A 21681-nucleotide genomic window follows, 5' to 3' on the forward strand; every position below is an offset into this window, starting at 1 on the left:
ACTGGGGGTATCTATTGCTGCGCTGCAGCCCAGACAGGACACGGGTTTGGCAAATTTGGGGGTATTTTTTACCCCTATCAGAACCGATACCCCCAGATGTACCCCCAAAGCTGGGGGTATGCTATGACTCGATATGATACGATAAGACATAACAAAAAACCCGCAAAGCCTTACGCTATGCGGGTTTCAGATATGAGGTGATACGATGTGATATTCATTAATGGTGCCCGAGGCCGGAATCGAACCGGCACGACGCGAACGTCGAGGGATTTTAAATCCCTTGTGTCTACCGATTTCACCACTCGGGCACCGCAATCGGTATCAAGTCCGCGCGGCGGGCTTGTCAATATGGAGGCACGTTCCGGAGTCGAACCGGACTAAACGGATTTGCAATCCGCTGCATAACCGCTTTGCTAACGCGCCATGCAAAAGAGAGTTGGCTCTCTATTGTCTGAATTTGGAGCGGGAAACGAGACTCGAACTCGCGACCCCGACCTTGGCAAGGTCGTGCTCTACCAACTGAGCTATTCCCGCATTGGTCTGGCTGACTGCCTGACTACGAGGACGCATTCTAGCGATGTTCCTCGCCCAGTCAACCAAAAATGTTTAATACCCTGATCGTTCGGGTGTTTTTTACCCTTTTCCTGCACTTTTACCACTCATGATCGTTTCCCTGCCCCAACGGCGGGGAAACGATGCTTTATGCCAGGGCAGGCACTAGAAGCGGGAGTGATAGGTCAGATCGCCCCAGGCGGCCTTCATGTACTGGAACATGGACCAGAAGGTGAGCACGGTGGCGACATAGAGCAGCACGTAGGCGAGCCATACCATCCAGATGTCGTACTGCCAGATGAGGCCGGTGAGCGACACCATCTGGATCATGGTCTTCCACTTGCCAATCCAACTGACCGCCACCGAGGAGCGTTTGCCGAGCTCGGCCATCCATTCACGCAGGGCGGAGATGATGATCTCGCGGCCAATCATGGTCATGGCGGGTATGGTAACCCAGATGGTGTTGTAGTGTTCGACTATGACCACCAGCGCCGCCGCCACCATGATCTTGTCGGCGACCGGATCGAGGAAGGCGCCGAAGGCGGTGGACTGGTTCAGCTTGCGGGCAAGGTAGCCATCAAACCAGTCGGTCGCGGCCGCCAGAATGAAGACGAGGGCCGCCGCCAGATAGGACCACTGATAGGGTACATAGAACAGGATGACGAAGACGGGGATGAGCAAGATCCGAAAAAACGTCAGCAGGTTAGGAATATTTGTCATTATTTTCAGCCACTTCTTGTATGCCGCTACATGGTAGCCCCAAGCCGATCACGGATGCAACCGGACAGGCGCCCGCCTTGGTCTATTAATCCATCAACAACCTCAGGATGCGGGCCATTATGGCATTTACGGGCCCCCTGCGTCACGGCTCTTGTGCGTCCAAAGGCGGGATTGCGGCCACGATTCAGAGCGAATGGATGGACTGGGTTGAATACCGAGCGCGACGAGCCCTGACCGCCAGCTCAGAGCGAGCGCAGGGCATCGTGAATGGAACAAACTGGGCCACGCCGGGCTGATGCCCAGTACCCTGCCGGCTCAGAGCGAGTGCAGGGCATCATGAATGGACTGGGCCAGCTCCTGGCTGATGCCGGGTACCTTGGCGAGCTCGTCCACCCCTGCCTTCTTCACCTCCTGCAGCCCGCCCAGGTACTTGAGCAGGGCCTGACGCCGCTTGGGCCCCACCCCCGGAATATCCTCCAGAGTGCTGGTGGTGCGGGCCTTGGCGCGCCGCGCCCGGTGGCCCGTGATGGCAAAACGGTGAGATTCGTCGCGAATATGCTGAATAAGGTGCAAAGCGGGCATATCTGCCGGCAAGTGCAACTCTTCGTGACTGTCCCCCAGGATAAGGGTCTCCAGCCCCGCCTTGCGGGTTACTCCCTTGGCGATGCCCACCAGCAGCGGGTATTTGCCACCGAGGAACTCCAGCTGACGGGCCAGGATCTCCTCGGCGCGGCGCAGCTGACCCAGGCCGCCGTCGATAAACAGCACGTCCGGCACCTTGTCCGGCTCCTGCAGCTTGCCAAAGCGCCGCTCCAGCACCTGCTCCATGGCGGCGTAGTCATCCCCCCCCGTGATGCCGTCGATATTGAAACGGCGGTATTCCGAGGAGAGCGGCCCCTCCCGGTTGAACACCACGCAGGAAGCCACTGTGCGCTCCCCCATGGTATGGGAGATGTCGTAACACTCCATCCGGGCGATGGGCTGCTCCAGCTCCAGCAACTCTTCCAGCTGGCTGAAGCGAGCCTGGGTGGTGCTCTTGTGGGCGAGGCGCGAGCGCAGCGCCGTTTGCGCATTGATGGAGGCGAGCTTGATAAAGCGCGCTCGTTCACTACGAGTACGGCTCACCACCCGCACCTTGTAACCTGCGGTCTGGCTCAGGGTCTCGGCAATCACGCTCTCATCCTCGAGGGCCACGTCCAGCAGCACCTCGCTCGGGATCTGCCTGCCCCCCTGCCCCGACAGATAGAACTGCAGCAGGAAGGATTGCACCACCTCCTCCAGCGGCGTATCGCTAGGCACCTTGGGGAAGTAGCTGCGGGAACCCAGCACCTTGCCCTGGCGAATGAAGAGCACATGGATGCAGGCGGCGCCTTGCTCGAACGCCACACCCACCACATCCAGTTCATCGAGCACGTTGCCACTCACCGACTGCTGCTCGGTCACCCGGCGCAGGGCCTGGATCTGATCCCGGTAGCGGGCCGCATCCTCGAAGCGCAGATCGCCGCTGGCAGACTCCATCTTGCCCACCAGCTCCCCTATCACCTGCTGGTTCTTGCCCGCCAGAAACAGCTTGGCCAGCTCCACTTGCTGGGCATATTCCGCCTCGCTCACCAACCCCGCCACGCAAGGGCCGGCGCAGCGCTTGAGCTGATAGAGCAGGCAGGGACGGGTACGGTTGGCATAGACGGCATCCTCGCACTGGCGCACCGGGAAGATCTTCTGCATCAAATGCAGGCTCTCGCGCACGGCGCCGCCGGAGGGATAAGGGCCGAAGTACTCCCCCTTCACCTTGCGGGCGCCGCGATGGACGCCGATGCGGGGATGCCGGTGCCCTGTGATGATGATCCAGGGGTAGGATTTGTCGTCGCGCAGCAGCACGTTGTAGCGTGGCTGGTACTGCTTGATGAGGTTGTGTTCGAGGATCAGCGCCTCTGTCTCTGTGTGGGTCACCATCACCTGGATATCGGCGATCTGACGCACCAGGGTGTGGGTCTTGATGCTGTCGACCTTGGTGCGAAAGTAGGAGGCGAGCCGTTTTTTAAGATCCTTGGCCTTGCCCACATAGATGACGGTGCCACCGCTGTCGTACATGCGGTAGACGCCGCTCTGGTGAGTCACGGCGCTCAGAAAGGCCTTGCTGTCAAAAAGGGGCTCGGGAGAAAGGGTCATCGGCTACTCGGCTCAACACAAAGGGGCGAAAACGATAGAAGTCGGCATCAACGGGGAGAGCATACTGCGCCAGGCCGGCGAAATGCAAAAAGGCGGCACCCGCCGCCTTTTTGACTGCCCGCCACCCGCTTACAGGGTGTCGGCGTCCAGCATGCCATAGCGAATGGCCAGATGGGTCAGCTCCACATCGCCGTTGATGTTGAGCTTGCTGAACAGGCGGTAACGGTAGCTGTTGACCGTCTTCGGGCTCAGGTTCAACTGCTCGGAGATGTCGGTCACCTTCTGCCCCTTGGTGATCATCATCATGATCTGCAACTCGCGCTCGGAGAGGGACTTGAAGGGATTTTCATCCGCCGACGCAAACTGGCTGAGCGCCATCTGCTGGGCGATCTCGGGGGAGATGTAACGCTGGCCCGAGTGCACCAGGCGAATGGCGTGGATCATCTCGTCCGGGGCGGCGCCCTTGGTGAGATAACCGGCGGCGCCCGCCTGCATCACCTTGGTGGGGAACGGATTTTCTGAATGAATGGTCAGCACTATGATGCGCACATCGGGCCGGATCCGCAGTATCTTGCGGGTCGCCTCCAGGCCGCCGATGCCCGGCATGTTCATGTCCATCAGGATCACGTCTGGATGGTGCTGACGACAGAAAGTGACTGCGGTTTCCCCGCTCTGCGCCTCGCCCACCACCTTGATCCCGCGGACATCTTCCAAAATGCGTCTTATCCCTGTACGCACCAACTCATGATCATCGACCAGGAATACATTTATCACCCAAACACCCCGTTTTTTTATCTCGTTATATGCCAGTTAGGGTTAACACGGCGTCTTGCATCATAACCAAACTCGCTGGTTTGGCAAACCATGGGCGGGAAAAGTTTGAAAGTGCTCATAAATGACGTTTGTAATCAAATAATTATGCAAGGATTCAACACAAAAAACGGCGCCCGCAGGCACCGTTCAGAGTCATGTCGGTGGTGCTGGCATCAGTTCGCCAGCAGCGCACGCACCTTGTCCAGATCGGCCTGGGTATCCACCCCGACCGGCGGCGCTTGCAGCGCCTGGGCCACGTGGATCTTCTCCCCGTACCAGAGCACCCGCAGCTGCTCCAGGGCCTCGACCTGCTCCAGCACGCTCGGCGCCCAGTCCACGTAACGCTGGATGAAACCGGCGCGATAGGCGTAGATGCCGATGTGACGCTGGTAGTGATCGCCAATCTGCTCGTGGCTCCCAGCAGCGCGATCACTGGCAGCAAAGCGATCCCTGTCCCAGGGAATGCAAGCGCGACTGAAGTAGAGGGCGTAGCCATCCTTGTCGGTCACCACCTTGACCGCGTTCGGGTTGAACGCCTCCTCCGCATCCACAATGGGCACTGAGAGGGTGGCCATGGGCGCCGTCGCCGCGGCCAGATTGTCGGCCACCTGACGTATGATGGCGGGCGGAATGAGCGGCTCATCCCCCTGCACATTGACGATGATGGTATCGCTGGCAAAGCCGTAGTGACGGCACACTTCCGCCAGACGCTCGGTGCCGGACTGGTGATCCTGCGAGGTCATGCACACCTCAAAGCCCGCGAGCGCGGCACAGGAGGCCAGCGCGCTGCGTACCCGCTCGTCATCGGTGGCGACGATCACCCGATCCGCGCCGGATTGCAGGGCCTTTTCCACCACGTGCTGCACCATGGGCTTGCCATGGATGTCCGCCAGCGGCTTGCCCGGCAAGCGGGTGGAGGCGTAGCGGGCAGGAATGATCACCACGAAACTCATGACGGCATCTCGTCGCTATTGAGGTGACGGGCGCGGTTCTCCAGCAGCACAGGGATCCCCTCCTCCAGCGGATAGGCCAGCTTGTCGAAACGGCAGACCAGCTCGTGTACGGCCTTGTTGTAGTGCAGCTTCCCCTTGCAAACCGGGCAGGCGATGATGTCGAGCAATTTGATATCCAGTGCCAAAACGAAACTCCTTCAACGATGTCGAGCAAGCGACTATCTCGAGCGGGCCAAAATGCCGGGCACGCTATGATGTCGAGCCATTGATATTCTAAAACCCGGAGCCAAATCGCGGCTCCTTCTACTCTATCGAGCGGGCCAGGATGCCGGACCAGCCGGCATGCCATTCTTCAGTGTTCAGTGTCGGAAGCGGGCGCCTTTGCCGGATGCAATTTCTGCAACAGGCTGTCGAGCAAGGAAGCAGGCAACTCGGCACTGACCGGCAGATACCACCAGTTATCCGGCGCAAACCCCCGACACTTGACCGCGTCTTTTTCGGTCATCAGCAGCGGCCGTTCGCCGAAGCGGGCGAGCAGTTCATCCCGCTCAAACGCCTGATGATCCGCATAACCGACGCTCTGCTGCAGCTCATAACCGAGGCTGGTCAGGGTGGCGAAGAAACGGGGGGGATGGCCTATGCCGGCCAGGGCATCCACGCTGCGGGGCAAGGGCTCGCCGGCGGGCTCGTCATCGCGCACCCGGCGCGGTGCATCGGCCACCAGCGCCATGGGGTACTCCCCTCGGGCTGGCGTGCCGCCGTTGCAGATGATGGCATCCACCCGCTTGAGCCGGGTCACGGGCTCGCGCAGCGGCCCCATGGGCAGCAGGCAGGCGTTGCCAAAACGACGCACTCCGTCCACCACCACCAGTTCGATGTCGCGGGCCAGCCCATAGTGCTGCAGACCGTCGTCTGTGATGATGATGTCCACCTCGCCACCTTGCTCCAGCAGACGCACCGCATCGGCCCGTTTCGGGGCGACCACCACGGGGCAGCCGCAGCGACGGGCGATGAGCACAGGTTCGTCACCCGCCTGCGCCGTGCTGCTATTGGCATCGAGCAGGTAGGGATAATGGGGCGCCTTGCCGCCATAGCCGCGACTCACCACTCCGGGCCTGAACCCACGGGCTTGCAGCTGTTCCACCAGCCAGACCACGACCGGGGTCTTGCCGTTGCCGCCCACCGAAATATTGCCCACCACTATCACCGGCAGGCTGGCCCGATAGGCCCTGAACCAGCCGCGTCGATAGACGACGCGACGAGCGCCGCTGATGATGGCAAACAGCAGGGCAAAGGGTGCCAGCAACCAGCGCCAGCGGCTCTGCCCATACCAGAGTTGCTGCAGCATTAGCCCTTGTTACCCGCAGCTACGTTGCCGAACTGGATGGCGCGCAACTGGGCATAGGTGCCCTGATTGGCCATCAAGGCTTCGTGGTTGCCGCGTTCGACGATATGACCCTCGTCGATCACCAGGATCTCGTCCGCCTTCTCTATGGTGGAGAGGCGGTGGGCGATCACCAGCGAAGTGCGCGCCTTGCACAGCTCGTCGATGGCAGCCTGGATGTGACGCTCGGACTCGGTATCGAGCGCCGAGGTCGCCTCATCCAGCAGCAACACGGGGGCATCGCGCAGCAGAGCGCGGGCGATGGCGATACGCTGGCGCTGGCCACCGGACAGTGAAGCCCCGTTTTCGCCGACCACGGTATCGTACCCCTGAGTCATCTTGCTGACGAACTCGTCGGCATGGGCGATGCGGGCCGCCTGCTGGATCTCTTCCTGGCTGTATTTCTCTTCCGCCGCATAGGCGATGTTGCTGGCGACAGTGTCGTTGAACAGGTGCACGTGCTGGGAGACCAGGGCGTACTGCTTGCGCAGCTCGCTCAGGCGATACTCGCGAATATTGACGCCATCCAGCAGGATCTCGCCCTGCTCCACGTCGTAGAAACGGGTCAGCAGGCTGGCGATGGTGCTCTTGCCTGAGCCGGAGCGCCCCACCAGGGCCACGGATTTACCCGCTTCCACCTTGAAGCTGACATTGTGCAGCGCAGGGGTGTCCTTGGTCGGGTAGGTGAAGGTGACGTTGCGAAACTCGATTTCGCCACGGGCGCGATCCAGAGTACGGGTACCTGTGTCCTCTTCCGGGGTGGAATCGAGCAGACCGAACAGGCTCTGACAGGCGGTGATGCCGCGCTGGAACTGGTTGTTGACGTCGGTCAGGCTCTTGAGCGGCTTGAGCAGCATCATCATGGAGGTGACCATGACGGTGAAGGTACCGGCGGTCAGGGTCGCCTTGACCGAGTCTATGGTGGCCACGTAGAGGAACACGGCCAGGGCGACCGAGGCCACCATCTGCACTATGGGGCTGCCGATGGCATCGGCGGCGACCATCTTCATGGTCTGCTGGCGCATGTGGTTGCTGACGCGGAAGAAGCGTTTCTCTTCGACCTGCTGGCCACCGAACATCAGCACCTCTTTATGACCCTTGAGCATCTGCTCGGTCGAGGTGGTGATGTCGCCCACCGCCTGCTGGATGTGGCGGCTGATCTTGCGAAAACGACGGCTGATGAGGCCAATCAGTATGCCCACCACAGGGCCCACCACCAGGAAGATCACCGACAACTGCCAGGAGTGCCAGAACATCAGGCCGAGCAGACCGACCACGGTCGCCCCTTCCCGCACCAGCGAGACCAGGGTGGAGCTGGCTGCAGAGGAGACCTGACCGGCGTCATAGGTCACCTTGGCCAGCAGGTTGCCGGTGTTCTGGCGGTCGAAGAAGCTCATGGGCATGGCCATCAGGTGGCTGAACACCTGCTGTTGCAGCCGCATCACCACATGGTTGCCGACCCAGGCCATGCAATAGTTGGAGAGGAAGGTGGCGCAGCCACGCAGGGCAACGATGCCGAGTACGAAGAAAGGCATCCATTTCAGCACGCCGCTGTCATTGCCATTGAGGCCCTGATCGATCAGTGGCTTGATGGAGTAGACGAAGGTGGTATCCACGGCGGCATAGCCCAGCATCCCTATGATGCCGCCGACCAGACCCAGCTTGCGATCCCGGACATAACCGAGCAGACGCTTGAAGACGGGCCAGCTGTCTTGTGAGGTTTCTTGTTGCATGAATAGCCGTTAATAAGGGAAATGACGGGGTATTCTAGCCAAAGCTTGCGCATCCACCAAGCGCCGCCATCTTGATAGCCAGAGTCCGCACCGGAAATGACGGATTAATGCCCAAGCCAACGCCTGCGCATCCACCAGGCACCGCCATCTTGATAGCCAACATCCGCCCCTCGCTAGAGGGAGATGATGGATTATTTCCTGGCCGGCTCCGGGCCGGCGGCCCCTCGCCACAGCGGATCCTGGCGGGAAATGGCAGAAGGTCATCTGGGCCAGCCCGCAGGACGCCACCAGGCGCCGCCCCGGCGATACCAGGGGCCATGGTCGCGCTCGGTACGGATGCCGAACCCGTCAGCCTGGGGTTCAATCAGGATGGCGCCATCCAGCCCGGTGACCCACTGGCTGGCCTGCCGATAGCGGGCCACCACCTCGGGACGGGGAAAGCCCCACTGATTAATAAATCCCGCGCTGTGCACCACATACCGGGCATTCACGGCCGCGACGAAAGCCGGGGTGGACGAGGTGCGACTGCCATGATGAGGGCTCACCAGCAGGGTGCTGGCCAACTCGCCCCGATCCAGCGCCAGCAGACGGCGCTCCGTCTCCTGCTCTATGTCCGCGCTGAGCAGAATGCGCCGGTTGCCGTCGCTTATCTGCAGCACGCAGCCGTCGTTGTTGTGGCCGCGCCCAGGTTGTTCGGGCCAGAGCACGGCAAAGTCGAGCCCCTGCCAGCGCCAGCGCTGGCCACGCCGGCACAGGGTGGTGAGCTTGCCAAACGCAAACGAGGAGAGCTCATGGCGCACCGGCAGCGCCCGCAATATGGCCCGGCGATTGCCGGCGTGATCCCTGTCCTTATGGCTGATGACGAGATAATCCAGCACCTGCACATCGAGCCGGTTGAGCAGCGGCAGGATGGCGGCATCCGCCATGTTGTAGCCGCCGGGATAACGATCGCCGGTATCGTAGAGGATGCCACGCTCCCCTCGGGTGATCAGCACGGACAAACCCTGTCCCACATCCAGCACCCTCACTTGCCAGCTCGTTGGTGTGGGCCAGGCGGCAAGCAAGAGGGCCGCGACCACGGGCATACATAGCGGGCGAGCCCCCGGCACGTGCCAGGCGCACCAGAGCAGGGTCAGCACTGCGCTGACCGGCACCACCCAGCCCGGCACGGGCCACCAGAGCTGCCACTGGCTGGCCAGCTGCGTCAGCCCCCACAACACCCACTGCAACCCCAGATCCGCCAGCCAGAACAAACCGTGGGCCAGCCAGCCCCAGAGCGGCGCCAGCAGGACGCCGATCAGCGCCAGCGGAATGATCCCGATGCAAAACAGCGGCAACGCCAGCAGATTGAGCAGCAGCGCCAGCGGTGCTATGCCCTCGAACAAGGCCAGTTGCAGCGGCAGCAAGCCGAGCAGCAGCAAGCCCTGCAGCCGCACCAGACCGGGTTTGGCCTCCAGATAACCCGCCGCCAGCAGCAGGGCCACCGCCAGAAACGAGAGCCAGAAGCCGGCCGAGTAGAGGGCGAAGGGATCCCACAACACCAGCGCTACGAAGGCCCACAGCCAGATGCGATAAGCAGGCCACTCGCGCCGGCGCCAGCGCAGCAGGCTCCACACCAGCACCATGATGAGCGCCCGCTCTGTGGCCACCGCAAACCCTGCCAGCCAGCTGTAGACGGCGGCAAACAGCAGGGCGACCAGTATGGCCCCGCGCAGCCCGAACAACCGCCCGAGCCACCAGCCCAGCACGGCCACCAGCGCTATGTGCTGACCCGAGATGGCGATGATATGGGTCAGCCCGCTGCCGCGAAACAGCGTCCACTGCTCATCCGTGATGCCGCTCTGCTCGCCAAAGGTGAGTGCCGACAACAGGGGAGCATGGGTCAGCCCCTGCCAGCTGGCGGCGGCCTCATCCAGCCAGCGATCCCGCCAGCCCGGCGCGGCGGCCTGCGTCTTTATGATGCGGCGCAGGTTGCCGGTGGCTGTGATGCCCTTGCCCAGCAACAGGCGCCGTCCATCCATGCCCGCCTCGTTGGCCAGCCCATGGGCCGGTTTGAGAGAGACCACCAGCGTCACCTGGCTGCCCGCCGGCAGAGCGGGCAGGGTCTGGTAGGCATTGATCCGCACCAGCGGTGCCGGGGTCAGCGCCTGACCATCGAGGGACGCCACCTGCAGCAGCAGCCGGACAAATTTATCGCCCTCGGGCTCTGCACTTTGCAAGCGTGCGGTTATGATGTGGCTCGCCTGTGCCTCCAGCTGATCCAGCCAGGCGAGCCGGTACTGCAGACTGGCCTGCATCCAGAGGATGCCGAGCAGCAGAAACAGCAGACGCCAGCAGCGACAACAGGCGAGGGGGAACGCGATCAGCAGCATCAGGCCCCCCCATTCCCATGAAGGTAACCATGGCCAGAGTAGCGAGGAGCTTGCCCCCAGGGCAAACGACAACAAGCGCAGATCCATGGTGCAAGTATTTAGCAAGGTTTCAATATGCCCAAACGACTCATAAAACGCTGGATGCCTGATCAAGAGAGACTCAAGGAACACAAGCACTTGCGGCTGTTCGGCAAGCTGCGGCTCGATGCCAATCTGTGGCATCTCAACCGGCGCTCCGCCGCCGGCGCGTTCGCGGTCGGCCTCTTCATGGCCTGGATCCCCCTCCCCTGCCAGATGCTGCTGGCGGCCGGTGGCGCCATCGCCTGTCGGGTCAATCTGCCCCTCTCGGTCGCCCTGGTCTGGCTCTCCAACCCCTTTACCATGCCGCCCCTGTTTTACGGCGCCTACCTGACCGGCTGCCAGCTGCTTGGGCAACCTTCCCAGCACATCGACATCGAGTTCACCTGGGCCTGGCTGGTGTCGGTATTCGAGACGCTGGCCCCGCCCCTGCTACTGGGCTCCCTGGTGCTCGCCCTGCTGAGCTCGCTGATCGGCTATGCCCTGATCCGCACCTTCTGGCGCATCAGCACGGTACGCCAGTGGCAAAAGCGCAAGGAGGCGCGGGCATGCTGAGCCGCTGGTTTGCCCGTTTCAAGATAGATCCGGACACCTTGCGCCAACAGAAGTGGTTCGCCCTGTTTGGTGAACGTCTGCTGGCACCCGCACTCTGGCAGGGGGGAGCACGGGCCCTGAGCGGCGCCGTGGCAGCCGGCCTCTTCGCCTGCTGGATCCCGGTCCCCATGCATTCGCTGATCGCCGTCGCGCTGGCGCTGGCCTTCAGCCTCAACCTGCCGCTGGCCCTGCTGGCGGTCTGGTTCAACAACCCGGTGACGCTCCCCTTCATGTATCTCTATGCCTACCGCACCGGCTGTCTGGTGCTGCACAAAACGCCGGAGCCGTTTCATCTCACCTGGTCCCTGCACTGGCTGGAACAGGAGGCAGCTACCCTGGTGCCTCCCTTCCTGCTCGGCAGCCTCTTGCTGGCGGTGCTGACCGCCGCCTGCGGTGGCCTCCTCACCCTGCTGCTGCTGCAACTGGCCAAGCTGGCGCGCGCACGCTGACCGGCCCCTTGTCAGGACAACCCTTGTTCTGACAAGGTGATTTCCCCCTCTCTTGCCATCATTTGGCTCTGCCGCCACACTCCTTGTAGCTAACTGCTGCGCGCCACCTGCCAGGACAAGGAGCCCACCATGACAGAACCGCTGACGCTGGCCTATGCCAATGGCCAACCCCTCTCCCTGCTGCCCGCCATGGCCAATCGCCACGGCCTCATCACGGGCGCCACAGGCACGGGCAAAACCGTCACCCTACAGGTGCTGGCAGAGGGCTTCTCCCGCCTCGGGGTACCGGTTTTTCTGGCGGATGTGAAGGGGGACTTGAGTGGACTGGGCGCCGCCGGCACCCCATCCAGCAAGCTGGATGCCCGTCTGGCCCAGCTTGCCATGCCGGCTCCCGTCTTTGCCGCCAGTCCCGCCCTGTTCTGGGATCTGTTTGCCGAGCAGGGGCACCCGGTGCGGGCCACCGTCTCCGACATGGGCCCCCTGTTGCTGGCCCGGCTGCTCGGCCTCAACGACACCCAGAGCGGGGTGCTGGAGCTGGTGTTCAAGGTGGCGGACGACGAGGGCCTGCTGCTGCTCGACCTCAAAGATCTGCGCGCCATGGTGCAGTTTGCCGGGGCAAATGCCAAATCCCTGACCACCCGCTATGGCAATGTGTCAACCGCCTCCATCGGCGCCATACTGCGCAACCTGCTCACCCTGGAGAGCGCGGGGGGCGATCACTTCTTCGGCGAGCCCATGCTGGATATTCAGGATCTGTTGCAGACCGACGAAGCCGGTCACGGCCACATCAATGTGCTGGCGGCGAGCAAGCTGACCCAGTCCAGCCAGCTCTATGCCTGCTTCCTGCTCTGGCTGTTGTCGGAGCTTTTCGAGCAACTGCCCGAGGTGGGCGACCCGGACAAGCCGGTGCTGGTGTTCTTCTTCGACGAGGCTCATCTGTTGTTCAACGATGCCCCCAGGGCGCTGCTGGAGAAGATAGAGCTGGTGGTGCGTCTCATCCGCTCGAAAGGGGTCGGCGTCTACTTCGTGACCCAGAGCCCGGCCGATATTCCCGACAGCGTGCTGGGGCAGCTCGGCAACCGGGTGCAGCACGCGCTGCGCGCCTTCACCCCGAGCGATCAAAAAGCGGTGCGGATCGCCGCCAACACACTGCGCGCCAACCCGGCCTTCGATGCCGCCGGCGCCATTACCGAACTGGGGGTGGGCGAGGCCCTGGTCTCATTGCTCGATGAGAAGGGGCGCCCGAACGTGGTGGAGCGCGCCTTTATAGCACCGCCAGCCAGCCGTATCGGGCCCTTGAGCGAGGCCGAGCGGCTGGCCCTGATCCGGGGCTCCCTGCTGTACGGCAGATATGAAAAGACCGAGGACCGGGATTCCGCCTTCGAGCGGCTCAATGGCGGCAAGGCTGCCGCCACAGCGGATGGCGAAACCAAGACCGACGCCGAAGGCGGTCTGCTCGATGCCCTCAATGGCATCCTGTTTGGCCGCACAGGCCCGCGCGGTGGCCAGCACGACGGCGTGGTGCAGACCGCCGCCAGGAGCGTGGCCCGCACCATAGGCAGTGAGGTGGGGCGCCAGCTGGTACGCGGGGTACTCGGCTCCCTGCTGGGGGGCAACAAGCGACGCCGCTGAGGTGAAAACAGCAGGAACGAAAAAGCCCGCCGGGGAGACCCGGCGGGCTTTTTACTGCTCAGGCAACATCACCTACGCAAACACTCAGCCATCACGGCTGGAGCATCACAGCACCTTGGCGATAGCGTCACACAGAGGATCGATGCTATCTGACGCGGGTGATGTCAAGTGCAGCCTGCTCGCCTCTGTTACAGCACCTTGGCGATGGCGTCGCACAGGGGATCTATGTTGGCACGGGTGATCCCGGCCACGCTGATCCTGCCTGAACCGACGATGTAGATGGCAAACTCGCTCTTGAGGCGCTCAACCTGATCCTTGGAGAGACCGGAGAAGGAGAACATGCCGTTCTGCTCGCGGATGAAGCTGAAGTCCTGGCTCACACCGAGGACAGCCAACCTCTCCACCAGCAGCTCACGCATCTCGCGAATGCGCACCCGCATGGCCGCCACCTCTTCCACCCACTCGGCATAGAGGGCCGGGTCACTGACGATGGTGGTCACCACGGCAGCGCCGTGTGACGGCGGGTTGGAGTAGTTGGCACGGATGACGGTCTTGACCTGGGTGAAGGCCACGTCGGCGATCGCCTTGGTCGCGCTGACCAGGGTGAAGGCGCCGACCCGCTCGTTGTAGAGGCCGAAGTTCTTGGAAAAAGAGCTCGCCACCAACAGCTCGTCGTGACACTCGGCGAAGATGCGCAGACCCTCGGCATCCTCTTCGATACCACGGGCGAAACCCTGATAGGCAAAGTCAAACAGCGGCAGCCAGCCGGCGGCGGCACTCTGCTTGGCCAGGGCGCGCCACTGCTCGGTCGTCGGATCGATACCGGTCGGGTTGTGGCAGCAGCCGTGCAGCAACACCAGCTCACCGGCCTGTACGTCACTGAGCGACGCCTGCATGGCGGCAAAGTCGAGCCCCTTGGTGGCGGCGTCGTAGTACTTGTACCACTTGACGGTCAAACCGGCGGCCTGGAACACGCTGACGTGGTTGGCCCAGGTGGGATCGGAAATCCAGATGGTCTTGGCCAGCCCGTTGCGCACCACGAACTCGGCGGCGATGCGCAGGGCACCGGTACCGCCCGGCGCCTGGGCTGTCTTGGCACGGCCGCTGGCGATCAAGGCGGACGCCTGTCCGAACAGCAGTTGCTGCACTATGCGGCCGTATTCGATATTGCCTTCGATACCGAGGTAATTCTTGGTCTTCTCGTCGGTGAGCAGCTTCTGCTCGGCTTTCTTGACGCAGTGAAGGATAGGGGTGGCACCGGTCTCATCCTTGTAGATCCCGACCCCCAGATTGATCTTGTGGCTGCGAGAGTCAGCGCGGAAGGCTTCGGTCAGGCCCAGGATCGGATCCGCTGGGGCGGCAACAACCTTTTCAAACATGGTATTCCCTGTATTCCGTTGAGTTCGTTGGGTGGCAAAGCGTGTCGGCAAACCGTCTGTGACACACGAAAGCGCCCGTTTGGCGAGCGCTTCGTCAACTCTTTATATCATCGCGCTCAATGGGGGAAAACCGCTTTCTCAACGACATCTGCGGCAATATCAACCGACCGCATGCCACTCTGGCGCCAGCGCGCACACCTCGGCGGACAAGCCACCATTGGACTCAACCAAACCGCTACAAACTGCTAACAATGGCTTGGGGATCCGGCTCGGTTCCCAGGGGCGGCCATCACCCAACGGCTGGGCATAGGCCGACACTATGGGGGAGAAGGCGGTTGGCAGCCACCAGCTGGCCGGACGGCCCAGCCGCTGGGCCAGCGCCAGTGTCCGATCCACACCGGCGGGATCGAGTGAGGTGAGGTGGCTCCACTGTACATTGGGCGGCAGAGCGGCCACGACCTGTTGCCAGGCGACTTGCGCCGTCGTGGGGGCCCATACCAGCAGGGAGCCGGCACAGAGCGCCAGCTCGGCAAAGGCACCGACGCTGTCGGTGGTGATCACCCGCTCGATATTCCCCTCTCCCCACAGGATCTTGCCAAGCCCGGCCAGGGTACGCTCAGGCAAGGCCAACTCCCCCAGTGCCTGCAACCAGGGGGCCGCATCGAGCAGGGTTCCGCCGCTGAAAAACAGGCTGAAGGGTTGCGGCGCACGCAAGCGCAGCAGCTGATCGGCGCAGAGCCGAATGCCCTTGTCCTCGAAATCGATCTGCTCGTTGGGGCTGAAGGTTGCCTCCGGTTTGCGATAGAGCGCCGCCAGTACTCGCTCATTGACTCGCTCACCAAGCTGCCAGCCATGGGCCTGCAGCCACTCCTCGGGGGTCGGCGGCGCAGTGACAATTTCGGCCAGCGTCAACTCGCGAGTCAGATAGCGCCGCCCGGCCGGGGTCAGTTCATAGCTGTGATTGCCAAGGGCGAGCAGCAACTGGTTGTCCTTGAGCAGGCCTACCAGCGGCAGATACTGGCGAGCCCGGATCACCAGGGGGGAGTGATCCAGTAGCTGGCGGGCCAGTTCCCGCCATTGCGGGTGACTGAAGTCAATCAAGCGTCGTCCTTCCCTGTTTGTCGAGCGTCCTTCAACGAGTTGAATAATCTAGCGATTCAGCGGCCGGGAGCCAAGGACAAAAAAGAGACAACGTGAGCTGGCGCAGGCCAAAGAGGTCAAGGGGAAGTGATTAACGCGGACGAAAGCGGGCAATAAAATGACTGGCAACAGATAAAACAAAACGGCCAAGCAAGCTTGGCCGTTTATCAACTAAATCAGCGCAGGGGCTAGATTAGAAGTTGTATTGCAGGGCGACAGTGAAGTCGTCATCCTTGCCGCTAACACCGTTGATCTTGTATTCGGTGTAGGCTTTCAGCTTGGAAGTGAAGCTGTACTGCACGCCCAGCAGAGTGGCATCCATCAGGTCTTCGTAGGAAGAACCGCTCAGGTTGGCATTCTTTTTGCCTTCTTTGAAGTTGTAGCCAGCCAGGAAAGTCCAGGCATCAACGTTGTAGGTAGCAGCCAGCTCGTAACCACGGCCTTCATCTTTGTAGCCAGTGGTGTCGTTCTTCACATCAGCTTGGGTGTAGACACCGGCGAAGTTGAAGCCGTTGATGGCGTAGTGTGCACCCAGCGCCCACTCGGATTTCTTGCCGGTAGCGTCTGTGGTTTTGCCTTCCAGGTCGGAGTAAGCGTAACCACCGTTGAAGCCAAGGCCGAAGTCGAAATCATAACCGACAGCAGCGGCGTAAGCATATTTACGCTTCACGTCCGGGAAGACGGTAGTCTTCACGCCACCAGCAACGTCTGTCACTGACACAGCCTTGTCATCATTGGTCTGATAGGACACTTTGCCCTTGAAGCCGCCGATGGCGTTGGAGTAGATGACCTGGCCTTCTTGACGACCGTCATAGAAGTTACCTTCGCTGCCCCACTCGTTGAAGATATCGGTCGGTTCCAGCACGTCGTAGAAGGCGGTATCGGTCTGACCGAAGATGATTTTGCCGTACTGGGTACCATCGAAACCAACGTAGATGTGACGAGCCTTGAAGGAGTCACCATTCTTGTCGCTTTCGTTATTGGAGTTTTCGGAGGCAACTTGCCACTCGGTCTTGGCGATACCGGACCAGGTGTTGTTCAGCGCAACTTTACCGGACCAACCCAGACGGGAGGAACCTTTCAGCTCACCATCAACATCTTTGTAACCAGAAACAGCGGTAGAATCAGCTTCGTTGGTGTCACCGTAGTAGTTAGCCTGAACACGGCCGTATACGTCAAAAGTGGTACCGTCTTTGTCATAGATCACTGCAGCGTTAGCGGCGGATGCAAACAGAGCCGGGATAGCAATAGCCAGAATTGTCTTTTTCATAGTTTCCAATGCCTACTGTAATTAAACACTAAGTTGTTGTTATTCCCTGTGTTAGCGATGTTCTTTGCATCACTATGGGGCCCGAGACTAGCACCGGGTTTTCCAATCCGCAATGAAAAAACTTGGAACTTTTTACGAAAAGCATAGTCATAGCGGAAAATTTGTGACCTGAATCCCACATTGTTTGCACCTCTTGGGAAAACGTTTACAGCGATAATGGCTGGCTTTAGCGGCCCATGCTGGTGATTTATCGCACAGTAACGAGGGCCCGCCTTATAAATAGAAGAAGAGGTCTGATCTGTGCGTTGCACCATGCCTCGACCCAGGTTGGCAGTTACGGGTATCCTGTCCTTCTTCACCCCCCGCAACGGTCTTTTCTTTCATGCTGTCTACCCGCCTCAAAGCCGCCATTCGCAATACCTATCGCCAAATCGCCGATGGTTTACCCGGTTTTGTGCCACGCAAAGAGCAGAACTTTCTGGTGGCGGAGATAGCCAAGACCCTGACGGGGGAGTATGACAAGCAGCGTCGCATCCTGGTGGCCGAAGCCGGTACCGGCATCGGCAAATCCCTCTCCTATGCCCAGGGTGCCATCCCGGTGGCACGCCTGACCCAGAAGAAGCTGGTGATCTCCACCGCAACCGTCGCATTGCAGGAGCAGCTGATCCACAAGGACCTGCCCTTTTATCACCGTCACAGCGAGCTGCCGTTTCGTTTCATGCTGGTCAAGGGGCGCCAGCGCTACTGCTGCGAACATCTGCTTGAACAAGCGGCAAGCGGCACCGAGATGGCCAACTTCGAGCTCGATTTCGGTAGCTTAAGCAAGCACAAGCCGTCAGATTCTGACAAAGAGCGCTATCAGGCGCTGTGGCAGGCCTACACGGACGGGAAATGGGATGGCGACCGGGACAACTGGCCCAAGCCCATCCCGGACCTGTGCTGGGATCGCATCGCCGCCGACCGCCACACCTGCAACAAGGCGCTGAGCCATCATCAGCACTGTCCCTTCCACCGCGCCCGCAACGACATGGATGCCGCCGATGTGCTGGTGGTGAACCATGCCCTGCTGCTCTCCGATCTCACCATGGGCGGGGGCATCATATTGCCGCCCCCCGACGAGTGCCTCTATGTGCTGGACGAGGCCCATCACCTGCCCACCATAGCCCGGGATCACGGCGCCGCCTCGGCCAGCGTCAAGGGCTCTCGTCGCTGGCTGGAGAAGCTGGTACAGAGTGCCGGCAAGCTGGCCAGGACGCTGAACAAGGACAGCTTGCTCGACCCCCAGTTGAAGCTGCAGGATGCGCTGGCCTCCCTGCAACCGGATCTGAAGGCCCTGGAGCAGTGGCTCGGCGCCAACGACCGGCTGTTCAATGGCGAGGCACACTATCGATTCACCGAAGGTGTGCTGCCAGATCCCCTGCCCATGCTGGCGGAAAACCTGAAGGAGGCGAGCAAGAAGGCGCTGCGGGCACTGGACCGGATGCAGGGCGCCATCGGCGAGGCGTTGAAGGATGGCGAGATCCGGCGCAAGGAGGCCGAGCCCCTGCTGGCGGAAACCGGTTTTCACCTGCAGCGGCTGGAGAGTTTCTGCGCCCTGTGGGAGATGCTGGGGCGCCATGTGCCCGAGGGCAAGACACCGCTCGCCCGCTGGATGGCCAAGAGCGATGACGGCGACATCTGGTTGCACGCCTCCCCCATCGAAGTGGGCTATCTGCTGGAGGAGTGGCTCTGGTCCCGCTGTCTGGGCGCAGTGCTGGTGTCGGCCACCCTCACTGCCCTCTCTTCATTCAGCTATTTTCGCCATCAGGTAGGGCTGAAAGAGCACGACGGCACCCGTTATCTGCGTCTGCGATCCCCGTTTGATTACCAGAAAGCCGAGCTCTATCTGCCCAGGATGGAGCATGAACCCAGCTCCCCCGCCTTCACCCAGGAGCTCATCAGCGCCCTGCCCCGCCTGCTGGCCGGCAAGGAGGCGAGCCTGGTGCTCTTCTCCTCCTACCGGCAGATGAACGAGGTGGCGGTGGGGCTGAGAGCCAAGGGGCTCTCCTTGCTGGTACAGGGAGAAGCCTCCCGCAATGCCCTGCTCACCCTGCACAAGCAAAAGTGCGACGGCGGCCAGGCCAGCATACTGTTTGGCACCGGCAGCTTCTCGGAGGGGCTGGACCTGCCCGGCCACTACCTCACCAACCTGGTGATCACCAAGCTGCCCTTTGCGGTGCCCAACTCGCCGGTGGAAGAAGCCACCGCCGAGTGGGTCGAGAAACGGGGCGGCAACCCCTTCCTGCAGCTGACGGTGCCGGAGGCCTCCCGCAAGCTGATTCAGGCCTGCGGCCGCCTCATTCGCAAGGAGGCGGACAGGGGCCGGGTCACCATACTCGACCGGCGCCTGCTGACCAAGCGCTACGGCAAGGGGCTGCTCGATGCGCTGCCACCGTTCAGCCGCCGGATTGAATAGGGTCCTGACACCCGGTGGGAGCAGGTCCGACTGGCACATACCCCTTTTGATAGAAAGATGGGCAGCCGGGCCAATCCATGGCGTCATAAACGCCTATTGCTGCCCTTGGGCAAACCTGTAAAAATGAGCCCCTGTTTTTCAGTGGGCACTCGCCTGACTGTTCAAGGAGATGAAATGAAACTGACTGTTCTGGTGCCGGCCCTGGCTGGTCTGTTGTGGGCAGGTAGTGCCCTGGCCGATGCCCAATTGGAAGTCACCAACCCCTATATCGTTCAGCTGATCGATGGCCAGTCCACCAATCCCAAGCTGCTCGACAAGACCAGCACCTTCCCCATCAAGGCGGGTGAGCATCAGCTGGTCGTCGCCTTCGAAGGCAACTACTCCAGCCGCAGCGACATCAAGCTGGTGACCGCCGAGCCGCTGGTAATCAACTTCACCGCCGCCGACAACCAGAAGCTGGTGCTGGATTACAAGAAGCCGCGCAACGAAACCGAAGCCAAGCAGTTCGTCAAGGATCAAAAAGTGGTCCTGAAAGACAAGAGCAGCGGTCAAGTCGTCGCCAGCGAACAGTTCGTGCTGCCGAAAGTCGAAGGCTTCCAGCTGACCCGTGACTATCAGCAAGAGCTGCTGGGCATAGGCAAGGCCTTCAACCAGCCGGCCACTGTCGCCGTCTCCAGCGCCGCCGTCATGGCCGCCGCCAGCGCGCCGGTCCAGGTTGCCCCGAGCAAGGCTCAGAGCAACCCGGAAGCCCTGACCCAGCTGCAGAGCTGGTACAACAAGGCCGATGCAGAAACCCGCAAAGCCTTCCAGATCTGGGTTATTCAGCAGCAGTAATGGCGTATTGAATGCCATCTAGTGCAAGAAGGGGAGCCTGGCTCCCCTTCTTCATATCCGCCAAGGCCCTGCTTTCATGTCACTGCGCATCTTTTATCATCCTCTCTACTCCGCCCTGACCCTGCCCGAGTGTCACCGCTTCCCGCTGGCCAAGTATCAGGCGCTGTTTGAGCGCCTCGGCAACCTCGGCTATCCGCTGACAGAAGCCGCACCCGCCACCCCTGAGCAGATAAAAAGGGTGCACCATGCCGCCTATGTGGATGCTGCCCTCGCCGGCAACCTCGATACGGGCGCCATCCGCCAGCTCGGTTTTCCCTGGTCCCCCATGCTCATTGAACGCACCTTGCGCTCGGTGGGCGCCACCCTTGCCGCCAGCCGCCATGCCCTCGAACAGGGTTGCGGCCTGCAGATCTCCGGCGGCTATCACCATGCCCATCGGAACTTTGGCAGCGGCTTCTGCCTGTTCAACGATCTGGTGATCGCCGCCCAGGTTTGTCTGGACGAAGGGCGCTGCGAGCAGGTATTGATCGTCGATCTCGATGTACATCAAGGGGATGGCAGTGCAGCACTGTGCCTGGGCCGGCGCGACATCATCACCCTCTCCCTGCACGGGGAGCACAACTTCCCCCGCCACAAGCCCGCCTCCCACATGGACTTTGCCCTGCCAAGCGGCATGGCGGACGATGCCTATCTCACCACGCTGACAGAGGCGCTCAACCTGGCGCTGCGGCTCTATGCCCCCGACTTCATCCTCTATCAGGCCGGGGTCGATGTGCACCAGGGCGATGAGCTTGGCTACCTTTCCTTGAGCGACAAGGGGGTACGCCAGCGCGATGCCATGGTATTTGACTGCGCCTACCGGCACGGACTGCCCATTGCGGCCGTACCGGGCGGCGGTTATCGGCGCGACTGGCAGCAGTTGATCCCGCTGCACCTCTCTCTGTTCGAGGAGGCGCGCCGTCGCTTCGGTCAAGACGCTCCATAAACAGTCCGCTTGCTGACCAAATCTGGGTTCCTGTAAAAGTGGGTTCCCGTAAAAGAAGAGGCGGCCCCGGGGCCGCCTCTTCTTTAATGTGCAGCACGACTGCGCCGTGCCGAGGTCACCATGAGCAAAGCCAACCCGTGAACGCGTCATGCGCTGCACATCGACGCGC

The 21681-nt window shown here is 61.5% G+C and carries 17 protein-coding genes and 3 tRNA genes; 6 read left to right on the plus strand and 14 right to left on the minus strand.

Annotated features, from left to right (window positions below; all coding sequences use genetic code 11):
- Positions 1–221 precede the first annotated feature (221 nt).
- The 11 genes from AACW87_RS00085 to AACW87_RS00135 all read right to left on the minus strand — a co-directional run bounded on the left by AACW87_RS00085 (position 222) and on the right by AACW87_RS00135 (position 10783).
- A tRNA-Leu gene (locus AACW87_RS00085) sits at positions 222–308 on the minus strand.
- A 41-nt stretch (positions 309–349) separates the two neighbouring features.
- Positions 350–423, minus strand: a tRNA-Cys gene (locus AACW87_RS00090).
- Between the two features lie 35 nt (positions 424–458).
- Positions 459–534 (minus strand) — tRNA-Gly (locus AACW87_RS00095).
- 183 nt (positions 535–717) lie between these two features.
- On the minus strand, positions 718–1272 hold the full coding sequence (gene pgsA / locus AACW87_RS00100) for a CDP-diacylglycerol--glycerol-3-phosphate 3-phosphatidyltransferase (RefSeq protein ID WP_042036538.1): 555 nt from the start codon (positions 1270–1272) through the stop codon (positions 718–720).
- Between the two features lie 315 nt (positions 1273–1587).
- Positions 1588–3441: an excinuclease ABC subunit UvrC gene (gene uvrC / locus AACW87_RS00105; RefSeq protein WP_241326236.1), complete on the minus strand. Its 1854-nt coding sequence runs from the start codon at positions 3439–3441 to the stop codon at positions 1588–1590.
- 129 nt (positions 3442–3570) lie between these two features.
- Positions 3571–4215, minus strand: a complete 645-nt coding sequence (gene uvrY / locus AACW87_RS00110; protein WP_011706579.1) for a UvrY/SirA/GacA family response regulator transcription factor — start codon at positions 4213–4215, stop codon at positions 3571–3573.
- Between the two features lie 212 nt (positions 4216–4427).
- Positions 4428–5207, minus strand: coding sequence for a 3-deoxy-manno-octulosonate cytidylyltransferase (kdsB, locus tag AACW87_RS00115; protein WP_241326237.1), 780 nt, complete (start codon positions 5205–5207; stop codon positions 4428–4430).
- A complete protein-coding gene (locus tag AACW87_RS00120) occupies positions 5204–5392 on the minus strand; it encodes a Trm112 family protein (RefSeq protein WP_042036532.1) in 189 nt (62 codons plus the stop codon). The genes kdsB and AACW87_RS00120 overlap by 4 nt, the downstream gene beginning before the upstream one ends.
- A 167-nt stretch (positions 5393–5559) precedes the next feature.
- A complete protein-coding gene (gene lpxK / locus AACW87_RS00125; RefSeq protein WP_241326238.1) occupies positions 5560–6555 on the minus strand; it encodes a tetraacyldisaccharide 4'-kinase in 996 nt (331 codons plus the stop codon).
- Positions 6555–8324, minus strand: a complete 1770-nt coding sequence (gene msbA / locus AACW87_RS00130; protein WP_241326239.1) for a lipid A ABC transporter ATP-binding protein/permease MsbA — start codon at positions 8322–8324, stop codon at positions 6555–6557. Before msbA ends, lpxK begins: the two co-directional genes overlap by 1 nt.
- A 260-nt stretch (positions 8325–8584) precedes the next feature.
- Complete coding sequence (locus AACW87_RS00135; RefSeq protein ID WP_241326240.1) at positions 8585–10783, minus strand: DNA internalization-related competence protein ComEC/Rec2; 2199 nt, start codon at positions 10781–10783, stop codon at positions 8585–8587.
- 27 nt (positions 10784–10810) lie between these two features.
- On the opposite strand from AACW87_RS00135, the gene AACW87_RS00140 reads away from it, so the two are divergent.
- From AACW87_RS00140 to AACW87_RS00150, 3 genes are all read left to right on the plus strand, one after another.
- Positions 10811–11329, plus strand: a complete 519-nt coding sequence (locus AACW87_RS00140) for a DUF2062 domain-containing protein (RefSeq protein WP_241326241.1) — start codon at positions 10811–10813, stop codon at positions 11327–11329.
- Positions 11323–11817, plus strand: coding sequence for a DUF2062 domain-containing protein (locus AACW87_RS00145; RefSeq protein WP_098983574.1), 495 nt, complete (start codon positions 11323–11325; stop codon positions 11815–11817). The genes AACW87_RS00140 and AACW87_RS00145 overlap by 7 nt, the downstream gene beginning before the upstream one ends.
- Positions 11818–11946: 129 nt before the next feature.
- Entirely contained in the window at positions 11947–13449 is a 1503-nt protein-coding gene (locus AACW87_RS00150) for a helicase HerA-like domain-containing protein (RefSeq protein ID WP_241326242.1), read from the plus strand.
- A gap of 188 nt (positions 13450–13637) precedes the next feature.
- Here AACW87_RS00150 and AACW87_RS00155 read toward each other — a convergent pair whose 3' ends face one another.
- From AACW87_RS00155 to AACW87_RS00165, 3 genes are all read right to left on the minus strand, one after another.
- Positions 13638–14828: an amino acid aminotransferase gene (locus AACW87_RS00155; RefSeq protein WP_241326243.1), complete on the minus strand. Its 1191-nt coding sequence runs from the start codon at positions 14826–14828 to the stop codon at positions 13638–13640.
- A 159-nt stretch (positions 14829–14987) separates the two neighbouring features.
- Positions 14988–15929: a hypothetical protein gene (locus AACW87_RS00160; protein ID WP_241326244.1), complete on the minus strand. Its 942-nt coding sequence runs from the start codon at positions 15927–15929 to the stop codon at positions 14988–14990.
- Between the two features lie 232 nt (positions 15930–16161).
- Positions 16162–17238, minus strand: a complete 1077-nt coding sequence (locus AACW87_RS00165) for a porin (RefSeq protein WP_241326245.1) — start codon at positions 17236–17238, stop codon at positions 16162–16164.
- 382 nt (positions 17239–17620) lie between these two features.
- Between AACW87_RS00165 and dinG the strand changes: the two genes are divergently transcribed.
- The 3 genes from dinG (at position 17621) to AACW87_RS00180 (ending at position 21512) form a co-directional block, all read left to right on the plus strand.
- Entirely contained in the window at positions 17621–19693 is a 2073-nt protein-coding gene (dinG, locus tag AACW87_RS00170) for an ATP-dependent DNA helicase DinG (protein WP_043137422.1), read from the plus strand.
- Positions 19694–19867: 174 nt separating this feature from the next.
- On the plus strand, positions 19868–20527 hold the full coding sequence (locus AACW87_RS00175) for a YccT family protein (protein ID WP_241326246.1): 660 nt from the start codon (positions 19868–19870) through the stop codon (positions 20525–20527).
- Between the two features lie 76 nt (positions 20528–20603).
- Positions 20604–21512 (plus strand): histone deacetylase family protein, encoded by a 909-nt coding sequence (locus tag AACW87_RS00180; RefSeq protein WP_241326247.1) that lies wholly within the window; start codon positions 20604–20606, stop codon positions 21510–21512.
- Positions 21513–21681: the final 169 nt, after the last annotated feature.

Source organism: Aeromonas sp. MR7, assembly GCF_963899385.1.
GTDB classification, from domain to species: Bacteria; Pseudomonadota; Gammaproteobacteria; order Enterobacterales; family Aeromonadaceae; genus Aeromonas; species Aeromonas bestiarum.

Excerpts from the sequence above, each read along its gene's own strand:
- AACW87_RS00155 (WP_241326243.1), bottom strand. The coding sequence starts at position 14,828 with ATGTTTGAAAAGGTTGTTGCCGCCCCAGCGGATCCGATCCTGGGCCTG.
- AACW87_RS00140 (WP_241326241.1), top strand. The coding sequence starts at position 10,811 with ATGCCCAAACGACTCATAAAACGCTGGATGCCTGATCAAGAGAGACTC.
- AACW87_RS00145 (WP_098983574.1), top strand. The coding sequence starts at position 11,323 with ATGCTGAGCCGCTGGTTTGCCCGTTTCAAGATAGATCCGGACACCTTG.
- dinG (WP_043137422.1), top strand. The coding sequence starts at position 17,621 with ATGCTGTCTACCCGCCTCAAAGCCGCCATTCGCAATACCTATCGCCAA.
- lpxK (WP_241326238.1), bottom strand. The coding sequence starts at position 6,555 with ATGCTGCAGCAACTCTGGTATGGGCAGAGCCGCTGGCGCTGGTTGCTG.
- uvrC (WP_241326236.1), bottom strand. The coding sequence starts at position 3,441 with ATGACCCTTTCTCCCGAGCCCCTTTTTGACAGCAAGGCCTTTCTGAGC.
- AACW87_RS00165 (WP_241326245.1), bottom strand. The coding sequence starts at position 17,238 with ATGAAAAAGACAATTCTGGCTATTGCTATCCCGGCTCTGTTTGCATCC.
- AACW87_RS00150 (WP_241326242.1), top strand. The coding sequence starts at position 11,947 with ATGACAGAACCGCTGACGCTGGCCTATGCCAATGGCCAACCCCTCTCC.
- pgsA (WP_042036538.1), bottom strand. The coding sequence starts at position 1,272 with ATGACAAATATTCCTAACCTGCTGACGTTTTTTCGGATCTTGCTCATC.
- msbA (WP_241326239.1), bottom strand. The coding sequence starts at position 8,324 with ATGCAACAAGAAACCTCACAAGACAGCTGGCCCGTCTTCAAGCGTCTG.
- AACW87_RS00135 (WP_241326240.1), bottom strand. The coding sequence starts at position 10,783 with ATGGATCTGCGCTTGTTGTCGTTTGCCCTGGGGGCAAGCTCCTCGCTA.
- kdsB (WP_241326237.1), bottom strand. The coding sequence starts at position 5,207 with ATGAGTTTCGTGGTGATCATTCCTGCCCGCTACGCCTCCACCCGCTTG.
- AACW87_RS00180 (WP_241326247.1), top strand. The coding sequence starts at position 20,604 with ATGTCACTGCGCATCTTTTATCATCCTCTCTACTCCGCCCTGACCCTG.
- AACW87_RS00175 (WP_241326246.1), top strand. The coding sequence starts at position 19,868 with ATGAAACTGACTGTTCTGGTGCCGGCCCTGGCTGGTCTGTTGTGGGCA.